Source organism: Lacinutrix neustonica (genome assembly GCF_026625145.1).
Classification (GTDB): domain Bacteria; phylum Bacteroidota; class Bacteroidia; order Flavobacteriales; family Flavobacteriaceae; genus Lacinutrix; species Lacinutrix neustonica.
Map to the genome: position 1 here is coordinate 1,396,886 of NZ_CP113088.1, position 25,505 is coordinate 1,422,390.

The window sequence follows — 25,505 nt, forward strand, 5'->3', positions numbered from 1 at the left end:
AATCGTTTGAAATGAAGAAAAGAGTACTCGCTGCATTAATTATTTTCTGTTTTAACTGTGATTCAAAAAAAGAATATGATTTCACTACCGTTTTTGAAACCTCTGAAGGCACAGAAACTGCAACTTACTACGAAACGATTCAATATTATGAAAATTTAGCAGACTACTATCCCGAAATCTCAATAGATTCTATAGGTGAAACCGATTCAGGAAAACCATTACATACCGTTACCTTTAATCCGGAATCCCATTTCGATTTTTCGGAAATTAGAAAAGAAAAACGCCTCCTTTTGATTAATAATGGTATACATCCCGGAGAAAGTGATGGTATCGATGCCACCATGCTCTTATTTAGAGACCTTGCACAAGGCAAAATTGAAGCACCAAAACATACCGTTATCGTGACGATTCCTATTTATAATGTTGGCGGTAGTTTAAACCGCAACACGGGGACACGAACCAATCAAAATGGGCCTAAAGCCTATGGCTTTAGAGGCAATGCACGCAATTACGATTTAAACCGAGATTTTATTAAAAACGACACCAAAAACGCAAGAACATTTGCCAAAATTTTTCATAGGATAAACCCGGATGTGTTTATTGACAACCACGTAAGTAATGGTGCAGATTATCAGTACACCTTAACACATTTATTTACACAACATAATAAATTAGGGGGTGATTTAGGCCACTATTTACATTCTGAAATGATGCCAAAACTAGAACAAAAATTAGACGCTAAACAATGGGACATTACCCCTTATGTCAACGTTTTTAATACGGTTCCTGAAAAAGGTTTTTCTCAATTTATGGATTCACCAAGATACTCTACAGGTTACACAACTTTGTTTAACACCCTAGGGATGATGGTAGAAACACACATGCTAAAACCTTATAAACAACGTGTGGAAGGCACTTATGAACTTATGAAAAGTATGTTAGTGATCATTGACGAAGACTATAAAAAAATAAAAGCACTGCGTCAAGATTTTAATAAAACGCTAATCGCAAAAAACAGTTATCCGTTACAGTGGGCAATAGACACGACACAAGAAACGACTTTAAACTTTAAAGGTTTTGAAGGCAATACAATAGAGAGCCCGCTTACCGGAGCGACACGTTTAAAATACGACACGGCTAAACCGTTTAATAAACAGATTACTTATCAAAACTATTTTAAACCTTCTTTAGAAGTAACTCTACCAACGGCGTATGTGATTCCTCAAGGTTGGTGGCAAATCTTAGACCTATTAGAATTAAACCGTGTGACATTTAAAGTGTTAGAAAAAGACACGTTGCTTCCTGTAACCTCATATAAAATTGACAACTACGAAACACGTAAGGAAGCCTATGAAGGCCATTATTCGCATTATAATACTACAGTAAAAAGGACCCAAGAGAAAATCAACTTTAAAAAAGGCGATTACATTGTTGACACGAATCAATATGCTTTACGCTATTTACTAGAAACTTTAGAACCACAAGCTCCCGATTCTTTTTTTAATTGGAATTTTTTTGATACCATTTTACAGCAAAAAGAGGGGTTCTCTCCCTATGTTTGGGAAGATAAAGCAGAAAGCTTATTAGCAAAAAACCCGAATTTAAAAGCAGCCTTTAAGAGTAAGAAAGCGAATGAACCTGACTTTGCAAGCAATTGGTATGCACAATTGGATTGGCTACATAAAAACAGTGAAAACTACGAGAAAGCGCATTTACAATATCCTGTTTATAGAATAGAGTAACATCTTTTTATCGCGCGTCTAAAATAAATATAAAAACCTAGAAAACAACATTTTAATTAAAAAACAAAGTGCAAAACGAATATTTTATACTACTCTAAAAATATTTTCAACACGATGTAAAACCAATTATAAAATACTATAATTTTGTTTAAAATACATATCGCGTTTTACGCCTTAAATGAATAAATATATCGTTGTCAATCAACCTGAAAAATGGCATTTTTCGACTGAAAATATTACAGTAATATCTTCACAAGACTACCTTACCAATCCGCAGTTTTCACTTTTGAAGAATGCTAGAATATTTAACCTTTGTAAAGACTATAGTTATCAATCCAAGGGCTATTATGTTTCACTTTTAGCAGAAGCTAGAGGCCATTTAGCGATACCCACAGTTAGAAATATAGTCGATTTAAAAACCTTGAAACTGGTAAAAATCGTTTCAGACGAGTTCGATGATGTGATTCAACAAAGTTTAAAAAACATTAAATCCGAGAGAATTCACATTGAGTATTTATTTTGGTCAAAATGTGGCACAGAAATACAAAGAACTTAGTAGCTTATTTTATAAGCATTTTCAAGTCCCTTTTTTACGTGTGAAATTTTACCACAGTACGAAATGGAACATACAAAGTATTAAAGCCATTTCTGAGTCTGAAATTCCAAACGAACATTTAGAAAGTGTTCACGTTTTTGCTAACCAATATTTCTCTAAAAAACGGTATGACACGCCTAAATTGGTGACTTCAGATTTTGATCTGGCGATTTTAGTGAACCCAAATGATCCCGCACCACCAAGTAATTCTAAAGCATTAAAAAAGTTTATAGATGTCGCCGAAAAGATGAATATTTATGCTGAATTTATTGAGCCTAAAGATTTAAGTCGCTTATCTTCTTTTGACGCCTTATTTATTCGCCAAAGCACAGAAGTTAATAATGAAGCCTATGCCTTTGCTCGCAAAGCACAGCAAGAAGGTCTTGCCATTATTGACTACCCGGAGGCTATTTTAAAATGCTGTAATAAAGTATTCATGGCAGAAGCACTAAATAATGCCCATATTGCTACGCCAAAAACGGTCATTGTACATAAAGACAACCGAGAAGTGGTATTAAAGCAAGTGGGGCTGCCTTGTGTTTTAAAGGCTCCTGACTCTACCTTTTCTTTTGGTGTAAAAAAAGCAAAAACAGAAACAGAATACCATACATTGGTCTCTGAAATGCTTAAGGAATCTGACCTAATTATTGCACAAGAGTTTTGTCCATCAGATTATGATTGGCGCATTGGCATTATTGACGACAAACCCTTTTTTGCCTGCAAGTATTATATGGCAAAAGGGCATTGGCAGATTTATAACTGGAGTGCCAAGAAAAAAAATGACCAAGATGGTGACGCAGACTGCTTACCTATTGAAGACGTTCCCAAAGACGTGTTACATATGGCTGTAAAATCGGCCAAACTTATGGGTAAAGGCTTATATGGCATTGATATAAAAGTGGTAGACAACAAACCGATGGTTATAGAGATTAACGATAATCCGAATATTGATTTTGGTGTAGAAGACGCCTACTATGGTGAGTTGATATATACTAAAGTCCTTTCTGCACTAAAAAAACGCTTAGAATAACATGGGTAAAAAATATCATCTCTTCGAAGTTTTTGGTATCGAATTAGAATACATGCTTATTGATGCCTCGTCTTTTAAGATTGCGCCTATCGTGGACAGGTTATTAACAACAAAAAATGGGGCATTAACCTCAGATATTGATAATGGAACGGTCGCCTGGAGTAATGAGTTGGTCGCACATGTGGTTGAGATAAAAACGAATGGCCCAACAAGAGATTTAGACACGCTTTCAGAAGATTTTCATAAAAACGTATTAGAAATAAACCGTCTTTTAAAATCACAAAACACAAAATTACTACCTACGGCATGTCACCCATTAATGAATCCTTTAAAGGACACACGGCTTTGGAAACACAGCTATAGTGAGGTGTACGAGTTGTATAACCGTATTTTTGATTGTAAAGGCCACGGTTGGAGTAATGTGCAAAGCACGCATATAAACTTACCATTTTATGATGATAAGGAATTTGAAAAACTTCATGCTGCCATTCGAATTATTTTACCACTATTACCAGGGCTTTGTGCGAGTTCTCCCATTTTAGAAGGTAAAATTACTGGTTTTAAAGATACGCGTCTCGGAATACTATAAGAATAATCAAAAAGAAATCCCTGAAATGACTGGCTTGGTTATCCCCGAACGCGTTTTTAGTAAAGTCGATTATTATGCCACCATTTTTGAACCGATTAATAAAGCGATTAAAACCTACGACCACAACAATATTTTAGACCACCATTTTCTAAATTCTCGTGGCGCCATAGCTCGTTTTGACAGAAACGCCATCGAAATAAGATTAGTAGATATTCAAGAGTGCCCAAAAGCAGATATTGCTATATGTGTATTGATTATAGAAGTCTTAAAAAAACTAGTTAACGGTGATTTAGCTAGCTTAAAAGATCAAAAAAAATGGGTAAAACAAGACTTGTTTGCCATTCTTAATGCGACCATAAAAGATGCCGAAAATCACAGCATTTCTAATCTTGACTATTTGGGATTATTTAATATAAACATGGATGCTTCAGTAAAAAATATTTGGAAACACTTATACGAGTTAACAAAAGACAACATCACTGAAGACTATAGAAACGCCATTGAAATCATATTAGAACATGGTACCCTATCGACTAGGATTGTTAATGCGTTACAAGAAGATACCACAGAAAAAAACATTCGATGTATATATAATCAATTAGCAGATTGTTTAGAAAACAACAGCCTTTTTATTCCAAAACATTAAAATGGATCTTGTGTTAACTTGTGAGCATGGCGGTAATATTATCCAGAAGAATATTCTCCTCATTTCTATAATCAAGACGTGCTACACTCGCATAAAGGTTATGATTTAGGTGCTTTAGACTTGTTTTATTACTTACAACCCTTAGCCACCTATTCTAATTATAGTGAAACGAGCAGACTATTAATAGAATTAAACCGGTCCTTACATCACCAGTCCTTATTTTCAGAGTTCACTAAGTCACTAACTCTTGAAGCAAAGAAAGCAATAATAAAAGACCACTATAACCCTTATAGAAATACCGTAGAAACTCACATAAAAGAACTTCTTAAGAATAACAGAAAGGTTTTACATCTGTCCATTCATTCATTCACGCCTGTTTTAAATAACATGGTAAGACCTTGTGATATTGGTCTTCTTTATGATGCATCTAGACCTAATGAAAAACAATTGGCATTAAAACTTAAGCAAGCCATAACCGTTATTAACCCGCATTGGAGAATTCGGTTTAACTATCCATACTTGGGTAAGGCAGACGGGTTTACGACCTATTTAAGGAAACAAACACCAGAAGAATACATAGGCCTTGAGATTGAAATCAATCAGAAGTTTTCTAGAAAAAACACACTAGATCTTCAGTTAAAAAAAGACCTCTATAGTACTATAAATAATGTGATTAGAAGCTAAAACCAACTTTGTCTTATTAAAGCAACACCATGCAGCTAGCAGCTAATGAACGCCTGTTTTCATTCACTTCATTTGAATGGTACAGACGTAAAATCACGTTCTAAATAAGCAACTTAATATTCGCATAAGAGTTCTCTAAAGCGGCTTCTGAAGCCTGCTTATTTAACCATTCAACCTTTGTGATGCCTTCATTCTCTTGGGGCAAAAGTACGCCCTCATACTCTGTAGTCATTTCAAACCAATACGTGATTTTTACTTTAAGCTTTCCATTACGTCTAAACAAATGGTAAGTCGTCTCTAAAGGCTTATTTATTTTTAAACCCGCGACGCCTGTTTCTTCTTCAACTTCTCTTATGGCTGTATTTTCAATAGTTTCCTTTCCTTCAGCTTTACCTTTAGGCAAATCCCACTTGTCATTTCTGTATATAAATAAAATGGCTTGATCTTTATTATAAACTTTCCCACCACCAGCAATAACATTAGGTAGTTTTTTTAAGAATTTTTTTAATATGGTGTCTTTGTTATGGTGAATTAACCGCACATGACTTATTTTCTTTTTTTTCAAAGCATTGAGGACCTGCTCCATATCAACACCTTTAAGTAAGAAATTTTTAAAATCGGTTTCTTTTTCAACTTCTGTAGTTAAAATAATTGGTTTGTCGTTTACAAAAATACGATACATCATAGTATGTCGAACAGTTAGTGGTGGTAAAAGTATTATTTTTTGCTTTAGTTTCTTATATCTTAAAAAGATATTTTTTTGTGCTATCAAGTAATACTTAAAATGAAATTAGTGTTATTTTTGCAACTATGATTTTTGACAAACACATTGCCGAGACAAGCCGCCAAAGTTTTACTTCAGGTAAACGCTATTAAGTTAAAACCTCAAGACCCATTTACCTGGGCTTCAGGTTGGAAATCTCCAATTTACTGTGACAATCGCATTGTCCTGTCTTTCCCTCCTATTCGAAATTACATACGTGAGGAAATGAGTAAGTTTATTGAGCAACACTATGGGAAACCGGATGTTATTGCTGGTGTAGCAACAGGTGCTATAGGAATTGGTATGTTAGTCGCAGAGTATATGGGACTGCCGTTTGTATATGTTAGACCCGAAGCTAAAAGTCATGGAAGACAAAATCAAATTGAAGGCTTTCCGGAAAGCGGACAAAATGTAGTTGTTATTGAAGACCTCATTAGCACAGGAAAAAGTAGTCTCAATGCTGTTAGAGCCTTAAAGAAGGCTAATGTCAATGTTAAAGGAATGGTTGCTATCTTTACCTATAGTTTTGATATTGCTAAACAAAATTTTCAAGCTGAGAATATCGAATTAAACACTTTAAGTAACTATGAGAATTTACTACTTGAAGCAGTAGAGGCAAATTATATTACTCAAGAACAATTAGAAACTTTAGCAGATTGGAATGCCAATCCTGCAGAATGGAACCCTAAAATATAGCTTATAGCGACGCTTCATTAATTATGCGTCTAAATGATTATTTTCATCTTGCCTTCAAACACCTCAATAACAACCAATACAACACATAGAATGAACTTAGAATCACAAAAAGTAACACTACAAAAATCGGCTCAAGAGACCTTTGATTTTTTAAATACTATTAAAAATTTCGAAATGTTAATGCCGAGAAAACATTAGTAAATTTGAAGTTATAGATGAAGAAAAATTTCTATTTGCTCTAAAAGGCATGCCGTGAAATCATTCTAAAAAAGAAAGAAGCTATTCCAACAAGTAAAATTGTTTTAGGAGCAGCTGGAGGCAAAATTGATTTTTCATTGATTGCTAATATTACCGAAATTGATGCAAATACTAGTGAAGTTCAATTAAAATTTGAAGGCGAATTTAACGCGATGATGGCTATGATGATTAAAGGCCCAATAAGTAAATTTATTGAAACCTTAGCGACTAATATGAAAACCGCGGTTTAATAGCGTAACTTGATTTCATTTAAGGTAAATTCTTTAACAATGGTATCCTCTAGTAAAACAATGAGGCTTCCTGTATTAGAAATGCCTTGAATAAATCCGAGAAAACAATTCACCTTTAGCATTTTCAAATGTTGAAGGTTTGTTTTTTCTAAAAAGCTGTGATTCATACGCTGCTCTAAGTACTTCGGTATTCCCCGCGTCTAAAAGCGTAAAGTAGTGGTTTAAATGTATCAATACTTGTTGAAGTATTTCATCCAAGTCATAGGTTTGTCCGCTAATCTTTTTTAAAGACGAGGCACGAGGTAGCTGTTCAAATTCAATTTGATTAACATTTAACCCAATCCCAATAATACTGTAAGCGAGGCTGTTTTTTTTAATGACATTTTCAATCAAAATACCGCCAACTTTTTTGTCTGCTGACAAAATGTCGTTAGGCCATTTCACAAACAATTTAGGGATATTATAAGCCTTTAATGTACGGGTTATTGCTAAGGCAACTACAATACTTAGATAGAATTGGTTGTCAAACGTTACTCCGTTAAGATACTTAAACACGCTAAAAGTAAGGTTTTTTGAGGATTTAGAGTTCCACGCATTACCCATTCTCCCTTTGCCCTTCGTTTGTACTTTAGCCGTGACTACGGTATAATCTTCAAGCGCCTCTGCACTGCTAATCTCTTTCAAGAACGTGTTTGTAGAATCGATGGCATCAAGTTTGATTATACGCATATATAATGGTTATCTTCGTAGTTAAAATAAATTGCAAAAAATCTTATGATTAATTTAAAGTATAAAGAACCAAAAAATAATAACTTTGCACAAATTAAATCTTATTAATGGTTAAAGAACAAGCGAACTCAGATATACTAATTACAACAATAATTGGTGGCATTGAAGATGTAAAAGGAAAAGATATAAATATTCTAGATTTAAGAGAACTTGAAAATACCGTTTGCGATTACTTCGTTATTTGCGAAGGCACCTCAAACACTCAAGTTAATGCTATCGTTAACTCTATCCGAGAAGAAAGTTAGTAAAGAACTAAAAGACAAGCCTTGGCATATTGAAGGCGAAGACAACGCAGAATGGATTTTAATGGATTATGTTAATGTCGTGGTTCATGTGTTTCAAAAACACATTCGCGAATATTACGACATTGAAAGTCTATGGGGGGATGCAAAAACCACAATAATTGAATCAAAATTTTAAATCCATTTCATGGCAGAAAAAAATAAAAAACAAGAAGCACCTAAGAAACCAAAATTCAATCCATATTGGATTTCAGGAGGCTTAATATTAGCATTAATATTTTCTCAATTCTTTTTTAATAATAGTCGAGACGACTCTAGTAAAATAAACACTTCTGAGTTTTTTGAATACCTCGAAAATGGAGATATTCAAAACTTTAAAGTTGTAGGGAATGCTAAAAAAGTAAAAGTTTTTCTTACCAAAGAAGCAAAAGATGAAGCCATTCATAAAAAAGCAGCAGAGCGTTCGGTTTCTGTATTTGGTGGTTCTGTACCAAACTACTATTACGAATATGGTAGTCAAGAAATTTTTGAAGAAACATTTAAACGTATTATAGAGGAAAACGATTTATCGACCCAATACGAATTCGAGACAGAGAGTGGTACTTTTGGAGACCTTTTAATAAATTTCTTACCCTTCATTCTTTTAATCGCAGTATGGATTTTCATCATGCGTAGAATGTCCGGTGGAGCAGGTGGAGGTGCTGGCGGACAGATTTTTAATATCGGAAAATCTAAAGCTAAGCTCTTTGATGAAAACACAAAAGTAAAAACAACGTTTAAAGATGTTGCTGGTCCGGAAGGCGCAAAAGAAGAAATTCAAGAAATTGTAGACTTCCTTAAAAATCCTGAAAAATACACCTCATTAGGTGGTAAAATTCCTAAAGGAGCCCTTCTAGTTGGCCCTCCAGGAACAGGAAAAACATTATTAGCAAAAGCCGTTGCAGGAGAAGCGAAAGTACCTTTCTTCTCACTATCTGGTTCAGATTTTGTTGAAATGTTTGTAGGGGTGGGTGCGTCTCGAGTGAGAGATTTATTTAAACAAGCTAAGGAAAAATCACCAGCTATTATTTTTATAGATGAAATTGATGCTATAGGTAGAGCGCGTGGTAAAAACGCTATGTCGCGGCAGTAATGACGAACGTGAAAATACCTTAAACCAACTGTTAACAGAAATGGATGGTTTTGGCACCAATACGAACGTTATTGTTATCGCTGCCACGAATAGAGCCGATATTTTAGACAAAGCGCTTATGCGTGCTGGACGTTTTGATAGACAAATTTATGTTGATTTACCAAATTTAACAGAGCGTCGTGCTATTTTTGAAGTGCATTTAAGACCCTTAAAGAAAGCCGAAGGCTTAGACATAGACTTCCTTTCAAAACAAACTCCTGGGTTTTACGGTGCAGACATCGCTAATTTATGTAACGAAGCTGCTTTAATTGCCGCAAGAAAGAATAAAAAAGCTGTTGAGAAACAGGACTTTTTAGATGCTGTAGATAGAATTGTTGGCGGATTAGAAAAACGTAGCAACTTATTTTCTGTTGAAGAAAAGAAAACCATTGCTTACCATGAAGCTGGTCATGCTACCGTAAGCTGGTTCTTAGAACACGCAGACCCATTAGTAAAGGTAACTATTGTTCCTAGGGGTCGTTCTCTGGGTGCCGCTTGGTATTTACCTCAAGAAGCTTACATTACCCGAACAAGTAAGTTTTTAGATGAAATTTGTGTGACCATGGGTGGTCGTGCTGCAGAAAAAATTATTTTCGATGAGATTTCAACAGGTGCTTTAAGTGATTTAGAAAATGTAACTAAAAAGGCTAAAGCAATGATCATGATTTATGGCTTGAATGAAAAAGTTGGAAACATTACTTTTTATGATCCAGCTGGTGAAAATGGTTTTGTAAAACCTTACAGTGAAAAAACAGCAGAACTTATTGATGGTGAAATTAAAAACATTGTAGAAACACAATACCTTCGTGCGGTTAATCTCTTAAAATCTAAAAGAGACGTCTTAGATAAATTAGCTGAAAGACTAATAGAACGTGAGGTTATTTTTAAAGACGATCTGGAAGAAATTTTAGGGAAAAGACCTTTTGGTATGCCTGAAAATGAAATCATAAAAGAAGAAGTAAAATAAACCATTTTCTTTTATCAAACTTAAAAATCTCAAAATAACAACCTTTGTTAATTTGAGATTTTTTATATTTGAGAAATACCCAAATTTTTTAGGTCAATAGCAAACATTACATGAGCATATTTAGAAACATTTTTCGTTCTAAATCTAATAAGGAGAAAGAAGAAATAAAAAATCAAGATCGAGGAAAGTACATGCCTCAAATAAAACTCCCAATAGACGAAAGTTTTACCATTAACTTTAAAGCTAACGGAGGGAAGTTTATATATTGTGAAAACCTTAATGAAATTTACGAAAACATTAATCATATTATAGAAGAAAATAATTGGGTAGATAAATTAGGCCATTTCTATGATGACAAATTAAAAGCTAAATTTAAAGATGCTAATTTAAAATTAGGATCTCTAAACGAAGCGACATATTTTTTTACCACTTGTGAAAATTTGATTGCAAATGATGGTTCTATTTTAATCTCCTCCTTACAAATTGCTGAAAAAAGACTCATAGAATTCCCTAATAATTTTATTGTTTTTGCGACCACGAGTCAAATTGTATCAAATATTGGTGAAGGTCTACGTCAAATAAAAAACAAAAACAAAAAAAGAATACCAACTAACATTACGACTATTAAACACTTTAAGGATGTCGATGAAAAAGACTTTTTAAGTTATGGCAGTGCTTCAAAAAACTTATATTTGTTGCTCCTTGAAGACTTATAATTAATGAAAGAAACAATTACTAGAGCCTTATCTGGTTTACTTTATATTACAATACTCTTAACATCATTGTTAAATGAGCACGCAGCCATTGTTGTGTTTTTTGTTTTTGGAATTATTTGCCTGGTTGAATTTAACAGGCTAATCCAGCTCAAAAGTTTTGTCCCCTATATTATCTTTACTATCCTTTATTTTATTTTTGGTTATTGGCAAACCATAATGAAATCTACCGAGGGACTAAGAGAAGCCACTAGCATTTTGCATGTCATCACTATTTTTGTTCAGTTATTATTGATTAAAGATTTATTTTCCGAAAAAGTGATTCCTTTATTTGAATCGAAACGCTTTATATTAACCACCTTTTATTTATCCAGTGCTTTTGTTTTTTTAATTTTAATCGCGAATTATAAAAATGAGTTCACACCAAAGTTATTATTGGGTTCATTTATTCTCGTTTGGGTTAACGACACCTTTGCTTACTTAATCGGTAGACAATTTGGTAAGCAAAAACTGTTTCCGCGTATTTCGCCTAAAAAGACAGTAGAAGGTTTTCTTGGCGGATTATTATTTGCTTGTATTGCAAGCTATTTTATTACTACCTTTACAGAAACTTTAAGCTTTAATAACTGGCTTATTTTAGCTGTGATTGTTAGTGTGATTGGTACGGTTGGCGATTTAATAGAATCTAAATTTAAGCGCCAAGCAAATGTTAAAGACAGTGGTGTAATTATGCCTGGTCATGGTGGTATGTTAGACCGTTTTGATAGTATTATTTTTGCGGCGCCGTTTATATATTTATTTTTAACAATAATTCAATATGTTTCATAAGGAAGGTCATAAAATCATTGTAATTACTTTTATTGTAGTTATTGCAGCAGTCTTACTTGTCGATCGCTTTGTAAGCTTATCTTGGCTACAGTATCTTTTGTTCGCAGTATCCGGAATCTTTTTGTACTTAATTCTTCAATTTTTTAGAAATCCAAAACGTAATTTATTTAGCGGAGACCATGCAGTGGTTTCTCCTGTTGATGGTAAAGTTGTGGTAATTGAAGAGGTTTTTGAAAAAGAATATTTTAAAGACAAACGGTTACAGGTTAGTGTCTTTATGTCTCCTTTAAATGTTCATGTTACCAGATATCCTATTGCAGGAAAAATCGCATTTAGTAAATACCATCCTGGAAAATATTTAGTGGCTTGGCACCCAAAAGCTAGCGAAGAAAATGAACGCACCACAGTCGTTATAGACAGTAAAAGCTATGGTAAAGTGTTATATCGCCAAATCGCTGGCGCCTTAGCAAAACGTATTGTTAATTATGCTATAGAAGGTGAAGACGTTACTCAAGGAAGCGATTCCGGATTTATTAAATTTGGATCAAGAGTAGATTTGTTTTTACCTTTGGACACCAATATAAAAGTAGAGTTAAATCAAAAAGTTCGTGGTGGTGAAAGTATTATTGCCCAAATGTAATGACTTCTAAAAAAATAGATATCGCATTTGAAGAAGCTGTAGAGCGCATAAATGCCCATGCAGAGCCTTTTCCTGCAGATTTTTTACTTCGTTTGTACGCCTATTATAAGAAAGCGACAAACAATTATGAAAGACCTAGTAGTCGCACACCTATTATAAATGCGTTTAAAACTAATGCCCTTTTTCAAATACAAAAAATATCTGAGGATGAAGCCAAACAATCTTATATCGATTTGGTAAATAATTATTTTTTATATCGTAAATAGTTAGTCTATCAAGCTATAAAAATAGACAAGACCACTAATCAATCACAAATTCTAAAACCCTACCTGTTGCACCGTTAGGAAAACTAATGCCCAATAATGCCGAAATCGTGGGCGCAACATCTGTGATCTCCGTATTTAAAAAGGTGCTCCCTTTTTTAATACCTTTACCATAAAACAATAAGGGCACGTGAGTATCATTATTTAATCGAGAACCATGTGTAGATCCCGTTTTTGGATAACTTATCACCCCTGGGTCGTTAACAAAGAGTACATCGCCGGAGCGCTTTTGATGATACCCATTTTGCAATAATGCTTCAATACCTTTCGTGAAATTGGACCTTTGCATGGTCTCAGCTGAATATACTTTGTCTATCGTTTTATAATTAATCAACTCCTTCACTAAAGCGTTTTGTACTTCATCGAGTTCTAGATTTAAAGAATCAAGTTTTTCTTTGTTTAAAAACAGTTGATTATTGCTTATGTTTTCAATTAAATCGGGCACCTTAAATTGTTCTAATATGAAAGCATTTAGCTCACTCCTAAACGCTCTCCCATCGAAATAACCTGATGGTATTTTAACACTCTGCAAATAGGATGGAACATCAATTGCTCCATGATCGGACGTTAAAAAAACAGTGTATTCCCCCACTCCCACCTTAGTATCTAAGGCCTTAAATAAACGCGCTAAATCCTGATCTAATCGTAAATAAGTGTCTTGAACTTCTTTAGAGTTTACTCCAAAATTATGGCCGATATAATCTGTACTGGAAAAACTTACTGTTAACACATCTGTAATGTCATCTTGCCCTAGATACTCGCCATCCAGCGCTGCAATGGCAAAATCGGCAACCAAACTATTCCCATAAGGCGTCGCTTTGATAATATCGAAACCGCCGTTATCCGCCTTCAAGTTCTCTAAGTCATAAGGGAACGTCGCTGTGTCTTTTCCTTTAAAACCCGCCTCAAAGCTATTTAAATCACTACCACTCTCTGCATAACTATCAATAGCATACAACGTATTCCATACTTTCAAATAACTTTCCGCAACATTAGAACTATTAAAGTCCTGAACCCATTGTGGCAAGGCATTCATATAATAGCTACTAGTAATAAAGTGACCTTCATCCCTTCCTCTAAACCAAAACGCTCCATTCGCTGCATGTCCAGCTGGCAAAATGGCGCCACGATCTTTAATAGAAATACCAATAGTTTTACCTTTAAACTGTGTGAACAACCTATTCTCATCTCCAAATGTTGTGTTTTTCATGCGGTGCGGAGACATACGCTCGTATTCCGTTTCACTCCCAATGGCCCTAACCATAGGATCTCCTACACAATACACCATCTCTTTTTCAAACTTATCGTACCAATCATTAGCAATGACTCCATGATTTTTGGGTGAGGTGCCTGTAAAAATGGATGCATGGCCTGGACCTGTATAGGTTGGAACATAATTATAATGATTGTTTTTACAACTAAAACCTTCATCGACCAAGCGTTTAAAACCATCGGCTCCATATTTTTCATAAAATCGAGTGAGATAATCATAGCGCATTTGATCTACAACGATAGCAACCACTAACTTCGGTCCGGTCGAAATAGACGCCTCGACTTCTACTGTTGGTTCTGTAGTCATGTTATTTTGTGCTTTACAATTAAAAAGTAATACCGTTAAAAATATGGGCAATAGAAATCTCATTCATCTGTGCTTTTGGAATCCTTGCCAAAAATACGTTATTTTAAGAATCTTAATTTAAATTTATCATTAAATACGTGTCATATTTTTATACTTTAGCGTAATAAAATTACCTATGCAGTACCTTCATAATATTGGCACATACTTTTTAATGGTTATTGAGATGTTCCGCAAACCAACAAAATGGTCCGTTATGAGACATCTTATTCTAAAGGATATTGATGATCTTATTATTGGCTCGTTAGGCATTGTGGCTTTTATTTCTTTTTTCGTAGGCGGTGTCGTGACCATACAAACGGCTTTAAATATTGACAACCCATTAATTCCAAAGGAACTGGTGGGTTTTGCAACAAGACAATCGATTCTGCTTGAATTCGCACCTACTTTTATGTCTATTATTATGGCTGGAAAAGTAGGCTCGTTTATTACTTCTAGCATTGGTACCATGCGGGTTACAGAGCAAATTGATGCGCTAGAAGTTATGGGCATTAACTCTATTAATTATCTTGTTTTTCCTAAATTTATTGCCATGGCTTTTTATCCGTTTGTGATTTCTATAGCCATGTTCTTAGGAATTCTTGGAGGTTTAGCCGCTTGTGTTTTTGGGGGCTACTCATCTGCAGACAGCTTTATTACAGGCTTACAGCAGGATTTTGAACCCTTTCATATTGCTTATGCGTTTATAAAAACCTTTTTGTTCGCTTTTGTTCTAGCGACAGTTCCATCCTATCATGGTTACTTTATGAAAGGTGGTGCTCTAGAAGTAGGAGAAGCCAGTACCACCTCTTTCGTCCGGACCAGTGTTACCATTATTTTATTAAACTATTTAGCAACTCAACTCCTTTTAAGCTAATGATAGAAGTTAAAGATTTACATAAGTCATTTGGTGATGCTCATATTTTAAAAGGTATTAGCACCACGTTCGACAAAGGCAAGACGAATTTAATCATTGGCCAAAGTGGCTCGGTAAAACTGTTTTTTTAAAATGCCTTTTAGGTCTGTTTGATTACGAACAAGGGAGCATTGAATACGATGGCGAAATTTTCGCTAATCTCTCTGAAGACAAAAAACGAGACATGCGGGCAAAAATAGGTATGGTATTTCAAGGCAGTGCGCTTTTTGACTCTTTGACCATTGAAGAAAACGTGATGTTTCCTTTACGCATGTTTACTAAAATGAAACGCAATGAAATGCGGGAACGTGCAGATGTGGTACTCAAACGCGTTAATTTAGATGATGCTCATAAAAAGATGCCAAGTGAAGCTTACGGAGGGATGCAAAAACGGGTCGCTATAGCTCGAGCCATTGTAAATAATCCTAAGTATTTATTTTGCGACGAACCTAACTACGGCTTAGACCCCAAAACCGCCATCGTAATTGATAATTTAATTAAAGAAATTACTGAAGAGTACGACATCACCACAGTTATCAATACCCATGATATGAACTCTGTTATGGAAATTGGCGAAAAAATTGTGTTCTTAAAAGATGGACTTAAAGCCTGGGAAGGCACCGGACATACCATCTTTAAAACAGATAATGAAATTGTAACCGATTTCGTATACTCATCCAACTTATTTAAAAAAGTGCGCCAAATGTATTTGGAGGAGAATGGTTGATTTTAATTTATTCGTTTCACTATTAAAGTATCCAGTTTTAATTTAAGTTTCAACCAATTTTGTAATTTTTTTTGTTCGGCTAACTTAGTTGCTTCATTAGTTAATGAATCATTAAATCTAATGCTAAAGACCGTAATCGTATCTATTTTAGAAAAATTTGAATTGATAACATTGGAAAAGGAAAAGGCTGTTAAATTCTCATAATTGATTTTCACTTCTTTACTTAATTCTTCAAACGGGATTTGATTGCGTTCAAGTTTCGATAATTTCTGCAATCTGTCTTCTAAGTATTGAATTTTCTGTGATTGCGACAATTTATCTAAAGAATCTCTTGATCTCAATTCCCTCATATTCTTATAATTATCTAAGTTTAAACTCCTGTTTTGTACTACATAGAGTTTTGTCTGTGCCAAGTTACTATAATCATCGGTTTTCATTCTTGAATTCAACAATGCGATAGTACTTTCTCGGTATTCTATCAAGACCAAAAGAATTTATGGTAATAGAGGTTTCATCCGGGGCGTATTTTATAACCGCATTTTTTTTCAAATACTCTGCATGTGGCAAAGCATCTAATTCATTTTTTATATAAGTGTTGGCATCGTTTTTAAAATTACTTTCTTTCAATACACTAATAAAGGTATAGCTTGCAGGAATCATAACAATAATCGCTACTAAAGAAGCAAATCTTGCAATACGCTTACGCTTTGCCGAATTGGCATACTTAAGCATAGGGAATCGCAAAATTTTCAGAATTAAAAAAGTAGCTAAAGCAATAAATATGGTATTTATTGTAAACAGATACAAAGCCCCCGTAAAAAAAATCCAATTCCCTTTTGCTAAGCCATAACCTGCCGTACAAAGTGGAGGCATTAAGGCAGTAGCTATGGCTACGCCAAAAATAGCCGATGCAATGGTTCCTCTTTTAGTTCGTGCAATAATTAAAGCCGAGCCCCCGAAAAACGCAATTAATACATCTCGAATATCTCGGTTTTACACGTCCCAATAGTTCTGAAGTCTCCTCACTTAATGGAAAAAAGTAAAAAAACAAAAAAGCTGCTAACAAACTGAGCACAATCATTATCGCTAAGTTTATTAAAGAGCGCTTGAGCGTATCAATATCGTTAATCGCAATGGCTAAGCCAATACCTAAAATGGGTCCCATTAAAGGCGAAATAAGCATGGCTCCTATAACAACAGCAGGAGAATCAGCATTCAAGCCAACAGAGGCTACAAATATAGAACATACTAAAATCCATGCCGTTGCCCCTTTAAAAGGAATATCTGCCTTTATCGCTTCAATGGTGGCATCACGATCGGTATCATTTCTAAAATCAAGGAGTTCATTTAAAAACGATTTGATGCTCCCAAAAAAACTTCTGGCTTCCTTCTTAACGGTTTCTCTCGATTGCTTTACGGCTTCATCTTTTATAGCAGCCTCATCTTTTATCTCGTCATCAGAGAAGTTAAATTTATTTTCTTCGCTCATATTTTAGCCATATTGTTCTCCAAATTCATCTTTAACCTGCTGGAGTACTTTTTTAATATCTTGTTCTTTTTGCTTCGGGAAGATAAGTAAAACCTCTTCTTTATCCACAATAATATAATCTTTCAACCCATCAACAACGACTATTTTATTGTCTTTGGTTCTAATCATATTTCCGGAGGCATCAGCCGTTAATGTGCGCGCATTTACTACCGCATTATCGTTCTCGTCCTTATTTAATTTGTCATACAAACTTCCCCATGTCCCCAAGTCATTCCAGTCGAAAGTTGCGGGTAAGACATAGACCTTGTCCGATTTTTCCATAATGGCAAAATCCACCGAAATATTTTCAGCCTTATCGTAATTCTCTTGAATAAAACCAGCTTCATCGCGCGTATTATAAACGTCTAATCCTTGTTTAAATAACTCAAAAAGCTCAGGTTGATTCACCTGATAGCTCTCAATGACACTCTTAACACTCCACATAAAAATACCCGCATTCCATAAAAAATTACCTTGGGAAATAAAACTTTTAGCAGTTTCGTAATCTGGTTTTTCTCTAAACTGGCGAACTTCTTTTATCTCCTCTGCAGATGTACTCTCGAATTCAATATAACCGTAGCCTGTATTAGGAAAAGTGGGTTGAATGCCTAAAGTCATTAAGGCATTGTTTTTATAACAAAATTCAAAAGCCTGCTTCACATTAGCTACAAAGGCTTTCTCATCTTCAATCCAGTGATCACTTGGAGCCACAATCATCACAGCCTCTGGATTTTCTTTCTGAATTTTCAGAGAAGCATATAAAATACACGGCGCTGTATTACGCATCGCTGGTTCTAAAACGACCTGTCTTTTAGTCACTTCAGGTAGTTGTTTAAAAACCAAATCGCTATAACGCGCATTGGTTAAAATGAAAATATTCTCTTTCGGAATGAGATTGGCTAATCGATTAAAAGTCTTTTGAATTAAAGTGTCTCCTGTTCCTAACATATCATGGAATTGCTTAGGAAAATCCTCTGTACTCACTGGCCAAAATCTTGAGCCTACTCCTCCCGCCATTAATATGGCATAATAGTTTTTATTTTGCATCTTTTTCGTCATCATGAGACTTTTAGTTGTGGTCCTTTGTCTCTTTTACTTTTAAAATCTTTAATTAACTTTAAGTCGTAATATATTTTACATCCACTCCCCTTCAGTACGTCTGTGAGCCTCTGTCATGAGTTCTCCTCCTGCTTTGGTATACATGACGTCCACTTCAGCATTGGGATTAAAAAGGTACACTTTTCCTGTTGTAATCTCTACACATTCATAGCGTTTTGTACGTTTATGGCCTTTTTTGAAGCGTTTATTATTTCTAAATATAAAAGTTTCTCCGTAGGGTACTTCAAAAATATAGGTTTTGTCGTTAGCTTCGTCATATTTTTTTAAAGCTAATGCTAATTTTGAATCGGTATCACTAGATGCCCTTGGGTTTTTAAAATGTCTCGGCTAATAAAGGCAACACCTCCATTGGAAATACTACGGATTAATAAACGGAAGCATGAGTTTTTGAAAAGTACGTTTCCATTCTAAACCGTGAGGTTTTATATAGCGCCCAAAGGCTTTGTAAGCCTCAAAATGTGCAATTTCATGAATAAGTGTAATTAAAAACTTGTAGTGATTTAAATTCTCATTTATAGTGATTTGATGTTTTCCATTTGGTAATGGCCTATAATCACCGTGTCTCGGTTTTGCGTTCTTTCTTTATTAACACCACCAAATTATCATGCTTCAATAGATGCATGACCCTTTCTATCGCCTGTTGAGGAATATGATTTTCTAACGTGTTTTGCATTGAGGCAAAAATAATAGAAAGTCGTACGAATTCAATATTTTTTTAAACTAAGTTCTAGAATCCTAGCGCAAGGATTATAGCCCTTGTCGAAACTATTGAGTAACGCATTCACTTTTGATAGTCCTTTAGCTCATGGTAATAGGATATTGTACTTTACATAAAAATGACATTCTACCCAATAAATCCCCCAAGACGCTTTGTTATTGCTGTATTTTAAGTTTTATTTCAGATCAGGGCATAAAAAAATGCCTGAATCTAAATTTAAGATTCAAGCATTTCTCATCAATAATAACCAACCAATGAAATTATTATTTTTTATTTAGGCATGACAACGGCGTTTATAGCGTGAATCACTCCATTTGATGCCATAACGTCGGCCATAACAACTGTTGCTGTATTGCCGTTAGCGTCTTTTAATATAACGTTACCTTCTACAATCATTACAGAAAGCTCTTCGCCTTGAACTGTTTTCAGTGCAAGGGTACCATTATTCTCTGCAATTGCCTTAGTTACAGCCGCCGCATCGAAATTTCCCGATACAACATGATAAGTTAATATTTCAGAAAGCTTCCCTTTGTTTTCTGGTTTTAATAAAGTCTCAACGGTTCCTGCTGGCAACTTATTAAAGGCATCATTTGTTGGTGCAAACACAGTAAACGGACCGTCGCTATTCAACGTATCTACTAAATCTGCTGCTTGAACGGCAGCCACCAAGGTTGAGAAATTTTCATTCCCTGCAGCTACCCCTACTATTGTTGGTGTTTCCTGCTCCTCCTTCATGGCCACTTCTTCCTCTATGACTACTTCTTCTGTTTCCACAGCTTTCTCTTTGTTTTCCTGTTTGCACGCCGTTGTAGACATGAATAAGCCGCCAATCACAGCCATCGTAAATATTAAGTTTCTCTTTTTCATAATTTTAGTTTTTATTTAAAGTTTTCACAAATTTAAAAGATAACCTCGTTAAAAAGAAATTAAAACGTTTAAAGTTTAGTTAAATTTGTTAAACAAAATTTACTTTAAAAGTTTGCACATCACATATTATGGCCTTCTGTTAGTTGAGTTGGACTAAGATGTAGTGAACAGGCAAGGCTAAAACTCAGAAAACTCTCCCTTAGGTTCAAGGTCGAAAACGACTCCTTGTATCTAAAGTTCAATAAATACTTTTGAAACCATATTACATATGGAATATGAGGTTAAATTGACTGTTTATAATACTCTAGGAATGAATCTGCAACAAAAAATTAGGCATACAACCTCAGAATACTTTGAAGATACTATTCATCCTTTAAAACTATCACAAGCCACTAGTGTATATAAATCTATTTTAAACAGCATTTGTGGAGAAGCACTAAGTGCTGAAGAAGGAAGAGAAGATCTGCTATTGGATAATGGTAAGCCCCTGGGCACACTAATGGCCTCCTATTGTTTAGATGATGTATTGAGGACACGACAATTTATACACGGAATAAATGATGCTATTATAGACAAAAGCAAGACACAAAACTCAATTCATATTATGTATGCTGGAACTGGCCCCTTTGCTACATTGCTCCTTCCCATTATTTTAAAACCGTATACGGTTGACATAAAATATACGTTTTTAGAAATAAATTCTTTTAGTTTTAAACTATTAAAAAGGGTCCTGTCAAAATTAGAATTAGAAGCGCATGACATCACCTTAGTTAATGAAGATGCCACTACATATCAAATTGATTCCAAAAACGAACCGGACATTATTGTGAGTGAAGCCATGCAAAATGCATTAGCGAAGGAACAACAAGTTCCCATTTACTTGAATTTGATACGCCAAGTAAAATACGATGCCCTATTTATACCCGAGAAAATAGAGTTATATATAGGACTGACACAAACTGGCATACCCATGGAAGCACTTCAGCTAAAACATTACCATCAAAAAACGAAAGTCTTTGAAGTTAGTAAAACAGCTCTCTTTGGGTCACATGAATCAAAAACACAGTCCTATGCAGTTAAATCCTTCCCTATAAATAAAACAGTCATTGCACCTGAGATATTGAAAGGGTATGATTATCTCGTCCTTATAACAAAAATACAAATCTATAAAAAGATTAAAATTGGTATAAATGATAGTGCTTTGACCACACCAATCTTCGTAAGTGGAATCCCTAGGAACTTACAAGGCTCTATAACCTTTAATACGCAATACAAAATATCCTCTGAGCCAAAACTTGAATATAGCATACATTTACCTGGCGTCGTATAAAGCCCCGATTAGAATATCTAGTACCTAAATTGGCTTATGGTTTTTAATCAATAAGATATAACTCTCTTTTAATACTGCAAATCCTACTGTAAATATTCTAAATACGATTTAAATATAAATACAGATTGATTTACGCGCTATGCAGAGCGTTTTTACAACATAAAAACAAAACCAGATGGAGCCTCTTAGAAGCGACAAAAGCAATTTATTTTAGTGGTTGCGATGCGCAACCAGCTCGTAAGCAATTTCTATAGAGACTTGTTAAGTTAAGTGCGTCACTTAATTTAAATACCTTTTAAAGTGGTTCCAATAGCCAAGGCAATAAAACCAATAAGTAAAAGCAGGTAATTGTGTTCCGATAAAATTTGAACCTGTGCAAAATGTCCGATAATTCCAAGGATACCGTAAATCATTCCAATAATCCAAGTAATCTTCATTGGTGCTGAGGGCTTTTTCATATTTATTATATTTAAATAATGCTCCGAAATTAATTTGTTCGAGGAGATTAAGGTTTAAACAAATGTAATGGTTTAAAAATTAACATAATAAATAATATTCATTTACGCCATTCTTGTTACACGTTATATCTATCTTTTTCTAAAACAAAAAGAAACAGTTACATACGTTCAGGTACGGTTATTCCTAGCAAGCCAAATGCATTTTTAATGGTGTTGGCAACCGCCTGTGATAATTGAATTCTAAACTGTTTATCTATGATGCTATCTGCCCCTAAAATAGAGACGTTTTGATAGAATGAATTAAAGTCTTTCACCAACTCATAAGTATAGTTTGCTATTAATGCAGGACTATGATTAGCAGCGGCATTTTGAATCACTTCGGGAACAACTGCAATTGCTTTAATAAACTTTTTTCCTTTTCGTGGAGTTTGTAATTGTGAGGCACTTCAACAGTGCTCTGTATGACACCGCTATCAGTATCTGCTTTACGCAAAATAGACTGGATTCGCGCATACGTATATTGTATAAAGGGCCCCGTGTTACCTTGAAAATCAATAGACTCTTTTGGGTCAAAAAGAATGCGTTTTTTAGGATCTACTTTTAAAATATAGTATTTTAAAGCGCCTAATCCTATGGTGCTGTATAAGGTGTCTTTTTCATCATCACTGTAACCTTCTAATTTACCTAACTCTTCAGAAATCTCTTTAGCGGTTTTGGCCATTTCAGCAATTAAATCATCGGCATCAACCACCGTACCTTCTCTACTCTTCATTTTCCCGAAGGTAAATCGACCATACCATAACTTAAATGAAACAGGTTTTTAGCCCACTCAAAGCCTAGTTTTTTAATAATTAAAAATAAAACTTGAAAATGATATTCCTGCTCATTACCTACCGTATAAACCATACCACCAACGTCTCGGAAAATCCTTCGCGCGTTGAATGGCTGTACCTATATCTTGGGTCATGTACACGGCAGTACCATCACTACGCAAAACTATTTTTTCATCCGGACCATCATTCGTTAAATCACACCGGACCGAGCCGTCTTCTTTTTTAAAAAAAACACCCGTTTTTAAACCTTCAGCCACAAATTCTTTCCCTAACAAATAGGTTTGACTTTCGTAATAGAGCCTATCGAAATCAACACCTAAGTTTTTATAGGTAGTATCAAAACCATCATACACCCATTGGTTCATGGTTCTCCAAAGGGCAACCGTTTCTTGGTGTCCTGACTCCCATTTTAAAAGCATGTTTTGCGCATCATTTAAAATTGGCGCCTCTTTTTTTGCGTCCTCCTCAGTCTTGCCTTCGGCTTTTAATTTCTCAATTTCCTTTTTGTATTCTTGGTCAAACTTTACGTAATAATTACCTACCAGCTTATCCCCTTTTAATCCTGTAGATTCTGGTGTTTCCCCATTTCCAAAGCGTTGCCAAGCCAACATACTTTTACAAATATGGATGCCACGATCGTTAATGATTTGCGTTTTATAGACTTTCCTTCCTGCTGCCTTGATAATCTCAGCAACACTGTAGCCCAACAAATTGTTTCTTACGTGACCTAAATGCAACGGCTTGTTGGTATTGGGAGAAGAATACTCCACCATAATCGCTTTATCTTCGGCTTTAGCATCAACGAATCCGAACGTCTCATTGTCTTGCACACTGTTGAAAAAATTAATGTAATACGCATCCTCAATTTCAATATTTAAAAAGCCTTTTACAACATTAAACCCCTTGACTTGTTCCACATGATCTAATAAGTATTGACCTATGGCTTCACCAATTTGCACAGGATTCCCTTTCACTACACGAAGCATAGGAAAAACGACTACAGTAATATCCCCTATAAATTCTTTTCGAGTGGCTTGAAATTCCACTGTTTCTATAGTGGCATTAAAAATAGATGTTACAGCAGTTTTTACGTGTTGAGATAAGGTCTCTTGAAGGTCCATTTTATTATGTTTATTAAAGCGACAAAGATACTATTTTATGATGGAAACCAATTTGGATACGTGGTTTTTTAATCGTTATAATAGACAACATTTATAGCCTTAAATCTTTGTGCTTTTTAGACACACGCCTTTCGTCGACTCAGGCGATTGATTTTCAATCTCCTCTCTAAAACACCGTTATAGCGCCAATACAGAAAAAACGCAGTCACTTAAACTAATTTTTTTACATTAAAACCCATTAATTCGTTTTATTGTTAAGTTTTTTGAATTTTTGTTAATACGCTAATAATCAACAAAATTTAATCCTTAACTAACAAACATTTTTATTTACTGTCTTTCGCAACCTCGACATGAATAAGGTCTTTTAGTTGTCTTTTATTTGTTACTGTTTAAAGTATTTATGAAAAAACTGATCGTTCTTTTATGTTTTCTTATGACCTACTCTGGATTTTCTCAAAATGAGGAACTAGAAAGTCTTATTATTGAATTAACTTTTGAGAAATCTGACAGTATAAAAATTAAAACTGCATCAAAAATCATAAAATTACTCTACGAAACCAAAGCATACGATCGTTCCTTAAAATACATTATAGAGACCGAACGTCTTTCCGAAGAACTTAATGACACTAGAGGTTCTGCCGAGATGGCCTATTTTAAAGCTTTAATTTATAATAAGAAAGACGATTACATTAATGCAGCGGCACAATTTATAAGAGCGACAACTATTTATGGGAAACTTAGAGATACTTTAGCATTAGCAAAAATTAAAAACCATGTGGGTGCTATTGAAATAGAACGTGGCAACTATTCTAAAGGCCTAAAATTTGTGCTCGACGGTATTGATGAGCTTGAAAAACATGATCTACAAGAAGAATTAATCCTTGGCTATCATGGTCCGGCTACAGCCTATGAAAAAATAAATGTTATTGAAAAAGCCATTGATTATCATTTAAAAAGTATAGACATTCAAGAAGAGCTTAACGATATTGAGGGCTTAGTGAAAAGCCATACTAATTTGGCGCATTTATACTATAATAAAAAAAACTTTAAAAGAAGTATTCGCTATTACGAAAATGCGCTCAATTATGTTAAAGATAGTAACGATACCTTAAGAGCTATCATCTTACCCGAACTGGGTGAAGCTTATTTAAGAATAGGAGATTATAAATTAGCTGCCGATTATTTGGTGCTTGGAATTAAATTAAATAGAAGATTGAAAGACCTTGACGGTATCATTAAATCGTTAAATAATTTAGGCGCTCTCAACCTTGCTGAGAAACAATATAAAATAGCCGAAAAACAACTTCAAGAAGCTCAGAGCATAGCTAAAAAAAAGATAACAAGCAAGCGCTTTTAAAAAATTACGC

Annotated in this window: 16 protein-coding genes and 10 pseudogenes; 16 read left to right on the plus strand and 10 right to left on the minus strand. The window is 34.6% G+C overall.

Going from position 1 to position 25,505, the window contains the following annotated elements:
- Positions 1-11 precede the first annotated feature (11 nt).
- The 4 genes and pseudogenes from N7U66_RS07795 to N7U66_RS07810 all read left to right on the plus strand — a co-directional run bounded on the left by N7U66_RS07795 (position 12) and on the right by N7U66_RS07810 (position 5,286).
- Positions 12-1,742 carry a M14 family metallopeptidase gene (locus N7U66_RS07795; protein ID WP_267677998.1) on the plus strand — a complete coding sequence of 577 codons (1,731 nt, stop codon included), beginning with the start codon at positions 12-14 and terminating at the stop codon, positions 1,740-1,742.
- Between the two features lie 178 nt (positions 1,743-1,920).
- A pseudogene (locus N7U66_RS07800) lies at positions 1,921-3,367 on the plus strand (RimK family protein).
- A gap of 1 nt (position 3,368) precedes the next feature.
- Positions 3,369-4,602, plus strand: a pseudogene (locus N7U66_RS07805) (glutamate-cysteine ligase family protein).
- Positions 4,603-4,680: 78 nt separating this feature from the next.
- Positions 4,681-5,286 carry an N-formylglutamate amidohydrolase gene (locus tag N7U66_RS07810; protein WP_313791462.1) on the plus strand — a complete coding sequence of 202 codons (606 nt, stop codon included), beginning with the start codon at positions 4,681-4,683 and terminating at the stop codon, positions 5,284-5,286.
- A gap of 100 nt (positions 5,287-5,386) precedes the next feature.
- Here the strand turns inward: N7U66_RS07810 and N7U66_RS07815 are convergent, their stop codons facing one another.
- Positions 5,387-5,968, minus strand: coding sequence for an NUDIX hydrolase (locus N7U66_RS07815; protein WP_267678495.1), 582 nt, complete (start codon positions 5,966-5,968; stop codon positions 5,387-5,389).
- A gap of 128 nt (positions 5,969-6,096) precedes the next feature.
- Here N7U66_RS07815 and pyrE point away from each other — a divergent pair.
- Both pyrE and N7U66_RS07825 read left to right on the plus strand, forming a co-directional pair.
- Positions 6,097-6,745: pseudogene (pyrE, locus tag N7U66_RS07820) on the plus strand (orotate phosphoribosyltransferase).
- Between the two features lie 90 nt (positions 6,746-6,835).
- Positions 6,836-7,233 (plus strand): annotated as a pseudogene (locus tag N7U66_RS07825) (SRPBCC family protein).
- Between the two features lie 75 nt (positions 7,234-7,308).
- Here N7U66_RS07825 and N7U66_RS07830 read toward each other — a convergent pair.
- Positions 7,309-7,962 carry a biotin--[acetyl-CoA-carboxylase] ligase gene (locus tag N7U66_RS07830; protein ID WP_313791463.1) on the minus strand — a complete coding sequence of 218 codons (654 nt, stop codon included), beginning with the start codon at positions 7,960-7,962 and terminating at the stop codon, positions 7,309-7,311.
- 107 nt (positions 7,963-8,069) lie between these two features.
- On the opposite strand from N7U66_RS07830, the pseudogene rsfS reads away from it, so the two are divergent.
- The 6 genes and pseudogenes from rsfS (at position 8,070) to N7U66_RS07860 (ending at position 12,849) form a co-directional block, all read left to right on the plus strand.
- Positions 8,070-8,442 (plus strand): annotated as a pseudogene (rsfS, locus tag N7U66_RS07835) (ribosome silencing factor).
- A 9-nt stretch (positions 8,443-8,451) separates the two neighbouring features.
- Positions 8,452-10,402: pseudogene (gene ftsH / locus N7U66_RS07840) on the plus strand (ATP-dependent zinc metalloprotease FtsH).
- Between the two features lie 110 nt (positions 10,403-10,512).
- Entirely contained in the window at positions 10,513-11,118 is a 606-nt protein-coding gene (locus tag N7U66_RS07845; protein WP_267678000.1) for an LUD domain-containing protein, read from the plus strand.
- 3 nt (positions 11,119-11,121) lie between these two features.
- Positions 11,122-11,943, plus strand: a complete 822-nt coding sequence (locus N7U66_RS07850; protein WP_267678001.1) for a phosphatidate cytidylyltransferase — start codon at positions 11,122-11,124, stop codon at positions 11,941-11,943.
- On the plus strand, positions 11,933-12,583 hold the full coding sequence (locus N7U66_RS07855) for a phosphatidylserine decarboxylase family protein (protein WP_267678002.1): 651 nt from the start codon (positions 11,933-11,935) through the stop codon (positions 12,581-12,583). The genes N7U66_RS07850 and N7U66_RS07855 overlap by 11 nt, the downstream gene beginning before the upstream one ends.
- Positions 12,583-12,849 (plus strand): acyl-CoA-binding protein, encoded by a 267-nt coding sequence (locus tag N7U66_RS07860; RefSeq protein ID WP_267678003.1) that lies wholly within the window; start codon positions 12,583-12,585, stop codon positions 12,847-12,849. Before N7U66_RS07855 ends, N7U66_RS07860 begins: the two co-directional genes overlap by 1 nt.
- 34 nt (positions 12,850-12,883) lie before the next feature.
- Here N7U66_RS07860 and pafA read toward each other — a convergent pair whose 3' ends face one another.
- Entirely contained in the window at positions 12,884-14,548 is a 1,665-nt protein-coding gene (pafA, locus tag N7U66_RS07865) for an alkaline phosphatase PafA (RefSeq protein WP_267678004.1), read from the minus strand.
- Positions 14,549-14,660: 112 nt separating this feature from the next.
- Between pafA and N7U66_RS07870 the strand changes: the two genes are divergently transcribed.
- Both N7U66_RS07870 and N7U66_RS07875 read left to right on the plus strand, forming a co-directional pair.
- Positions 14,661-15,398, plus strand: a complete 738-nt coding sequence (locus tag N7U66_RS07870) for an MlaE family ABC transporter permease (protein WP_267678005.1) — start codon at positions 14,661-14,663, stop codon at positions 15,396-15,398.
- Positions 15,398-16,164: pseudogene (locus N7U66_RS07875) on the plus strand (ABC transporter ATP-binding protein). Before N7U66_RS07870 ends, N7U66_RS07875 begins: the two are co-directional and overlap by 1 nt.
- Before the next feature lie 2 nt (positions 16,165-16,166).
- Here N7U66_RS07875 and N7U66_RS07880 read toward each other — a convergent pair.
- The 5 genes and pseudogenes from N7U66_RS07880 to N7U66_RS07900 all read right to left on the minus strand — a co-directional run bounded on the left by N7U66_RS07880 (position 16,167) and on the right by N7U66_RS07900 (position 20,396).
- Positions 16,167-16,646: a hypothetical protein gene (locus tag N7U66_RS07880; protein ID WP_267678611.1), complete on the minus strand. Its 480-nt coding sequence runs from the start codon at positions 16,644-16,646 to the stop codon at positions 16,167-16,169.
- Positions 16,647-16,745: 99 nt separating this feature from the next.
- Positions 16,746-17,653, minus strand: a pseudogene (locus N7U66_RS22800) (DUF389 domain-containing protein); the annotation flags it as partial.
- A 3-nt stretch (positions 17,654-17,656) separates the two neighbouring features.
- Complete coding sequence (locus tag N7U66_RS07890) at positions 17,657-18,751, minus strand: mannose-1-phosphate guanylyltransferase (RefSeq protein WP_267678496.1); 1,095 nt, start codon at positions 18,749-18,751, stop codon at positions 17,657-17,659.
- A gap of 75 nt (positions 18,752-18,826) precedes the next feature.
- Positions 18,827-19,484, minus strand: a pseudogene (locus N7U66_RS22505) (SprT-like domain-containing protein).
- A gap of 315 nt (positions 19,485-19,799) precedes the next feature.
- Positions 19,800-20,396 carry a fasciclin domain-containing protein gene (locus tag N7U66_RS07900; RefSeq protein ID WP_267678006.1) on the minus strand — a complete coding sequence of 199 codons (597 nt, stop codon included), beginning with the start codon at positions 20,394-20,396 and terminating at the stop codon, positions 19,800-19,802.
- Positions 20,397-20,664: 268 nt separating this feature from the next.
- Here N7U66_RS07900 and N7U66_RS07905 point away from each other — a divergent pair, with 268 nt between their 5' ends.
- Complete coding sequence (locus tag N7U66_RS07905; RefSeq protein ID WP_267678007.1) at positions 20,665-21,726, plus strand: SAM-dependent methyltransferase; 1,062 nt, start codon at positions 20,665-20,667, stop codon at positions 21,724-21,726.
- Between the two features lie 284 nt (positions 21,727-22,010).
- Here N7U66_RS07905 and N7U66_RS07910 read toward each other — a convergent pair whose 3' ends face one another.
- Together N7U66_RS07910 and argS are read right to left on the minus strand one after the other, a co-directional pair.
- Positions 22,011-22,184 carry a hypothetical protein gene (locus tag N7U66_RS07910; RefSeq protein WP_267678008.1) on the minus strand — a complete coding sequence of 58 codons (174 nt, stop codon included), beginning with the start codon at positions 22,182-22,184 and terminating at the stop codon, positions 22,011-22,013.
- Between the two features lie 158 nt (positions 22,185-22,342).
- Positions 22,343-24,138 (minus strand): annotated as a pseudogene (gene argS / locus N7U66_RS07915) (arginine--tRNA ligase).
- Between the two features lie 433 nt (positions 24,139-24,571).
- Between argS and N7U66_RS07920 the strand changes: the two are divergent.
- On the plus strand, positions 24,572-25,495 hold the full coding sequence (locus N7U66_RS07920; RefSeq protein WP_267678009.1) for a tetratricopeptide repeat protein: 924 nt from the start codon (positions 24,572-24,574) through the stop codon (positions 25,493-25,495).
- The last annotated feature ends 10 nt before the right edge of the window (positions 25,496-25,505 follow it).

Coding starts and splice junctions, on each gene's coding strand:
- N7U66_RS07795 (WP_267677998.1), top strand. CDS start 12: ATGAAGAAAAGAGTACTCGCTGCATTAATTATTTTCTGTTTTAACTGT.
- N7U66_RS07815 (WP_267678495.1), bottom strand. CDS start 5,968: ATGTATCGTATTTTTGTAAACGACAAACCAATTATTTTAACTACAGAA.
- N7U66_RS07830 (WP_313791463.1), bottom strand. CDS start 7,962: ATGCGTATAATCAAACTTGATGCCATCGATTCTACAAACACGTTCTTG.
- N7U66_RS07845 (WP_267678000.1), top strand. CDS start 10,513: ATGAGCATATTTAGAAACATTTTTCGTTCTAAATCTAATAAGGAGAAA.
- N7U66_RS07850 (WP_267678001.1), top strand. CDS start 11,122: ATGAAAGAAACAATTACTAGAGCCTTATCTGGTTTACTTTATATTACA.
- N7U66_RS07855 (WP_267678002.1), top strand. CDS start 11,933: ATGTTTCATAAGGAAGGTCATAAAATCATTGTAATTACTTTTATTGTA.
- N7U66_RS07860 (WP_267678003.1), top strand. CDS start 12,583: ATGACTTCTAAAAAAATAGATATCGCATTTGAAGAAGCTGTAGAGCGC.
- pafA (WP_267678004.1), bottom strand. CDS start 14,548: ATGAGATTTCTATTGCCCATATTTTTAACGGTATTACTTTTTAATTGT.
- N7U66_RS07870 (WP_267678005.1), top strand. CDS start 14,661: ATGCAGTACCTTCATAATATTGGCACATACTTTTTAATGGTTATTGAG.
- N7U66_RS07890 (WP_267678496.1), bottom strand. CDS start 18,751: ATGACGAAAAAGATGCAAAATAAAAACTATTATGCCATATTAATGGCG.
- N7U66_RS07900 (WP_267678006.1), bottom strand. CDS start 20,396: ATGAAAAAGAGAAACTTAATATTTACGATGGCTGTGATTGGCGGCTTA.
- N7U66_RS07905 (WP_267678007.1), top strand. CDS start 20,665: ATGGAATATGAGGTTAAATTGACTGTTTATAATACTCTAGGAATGAAT.
- N7U66_RS07910 (WP_267678008.1), bottom strand. CDS start 22,184: ATGAAAAAGCCCTCAGCACCAATGAAGATTACTTGGATTATTGGAATG.
- N7U66_RS07920 (WP_267678009.1), top strand. CDS start 24,572: ATGACCTACTCTGGATTTTCTCAAAATGAGGAACTAGAAAGTCTTATT.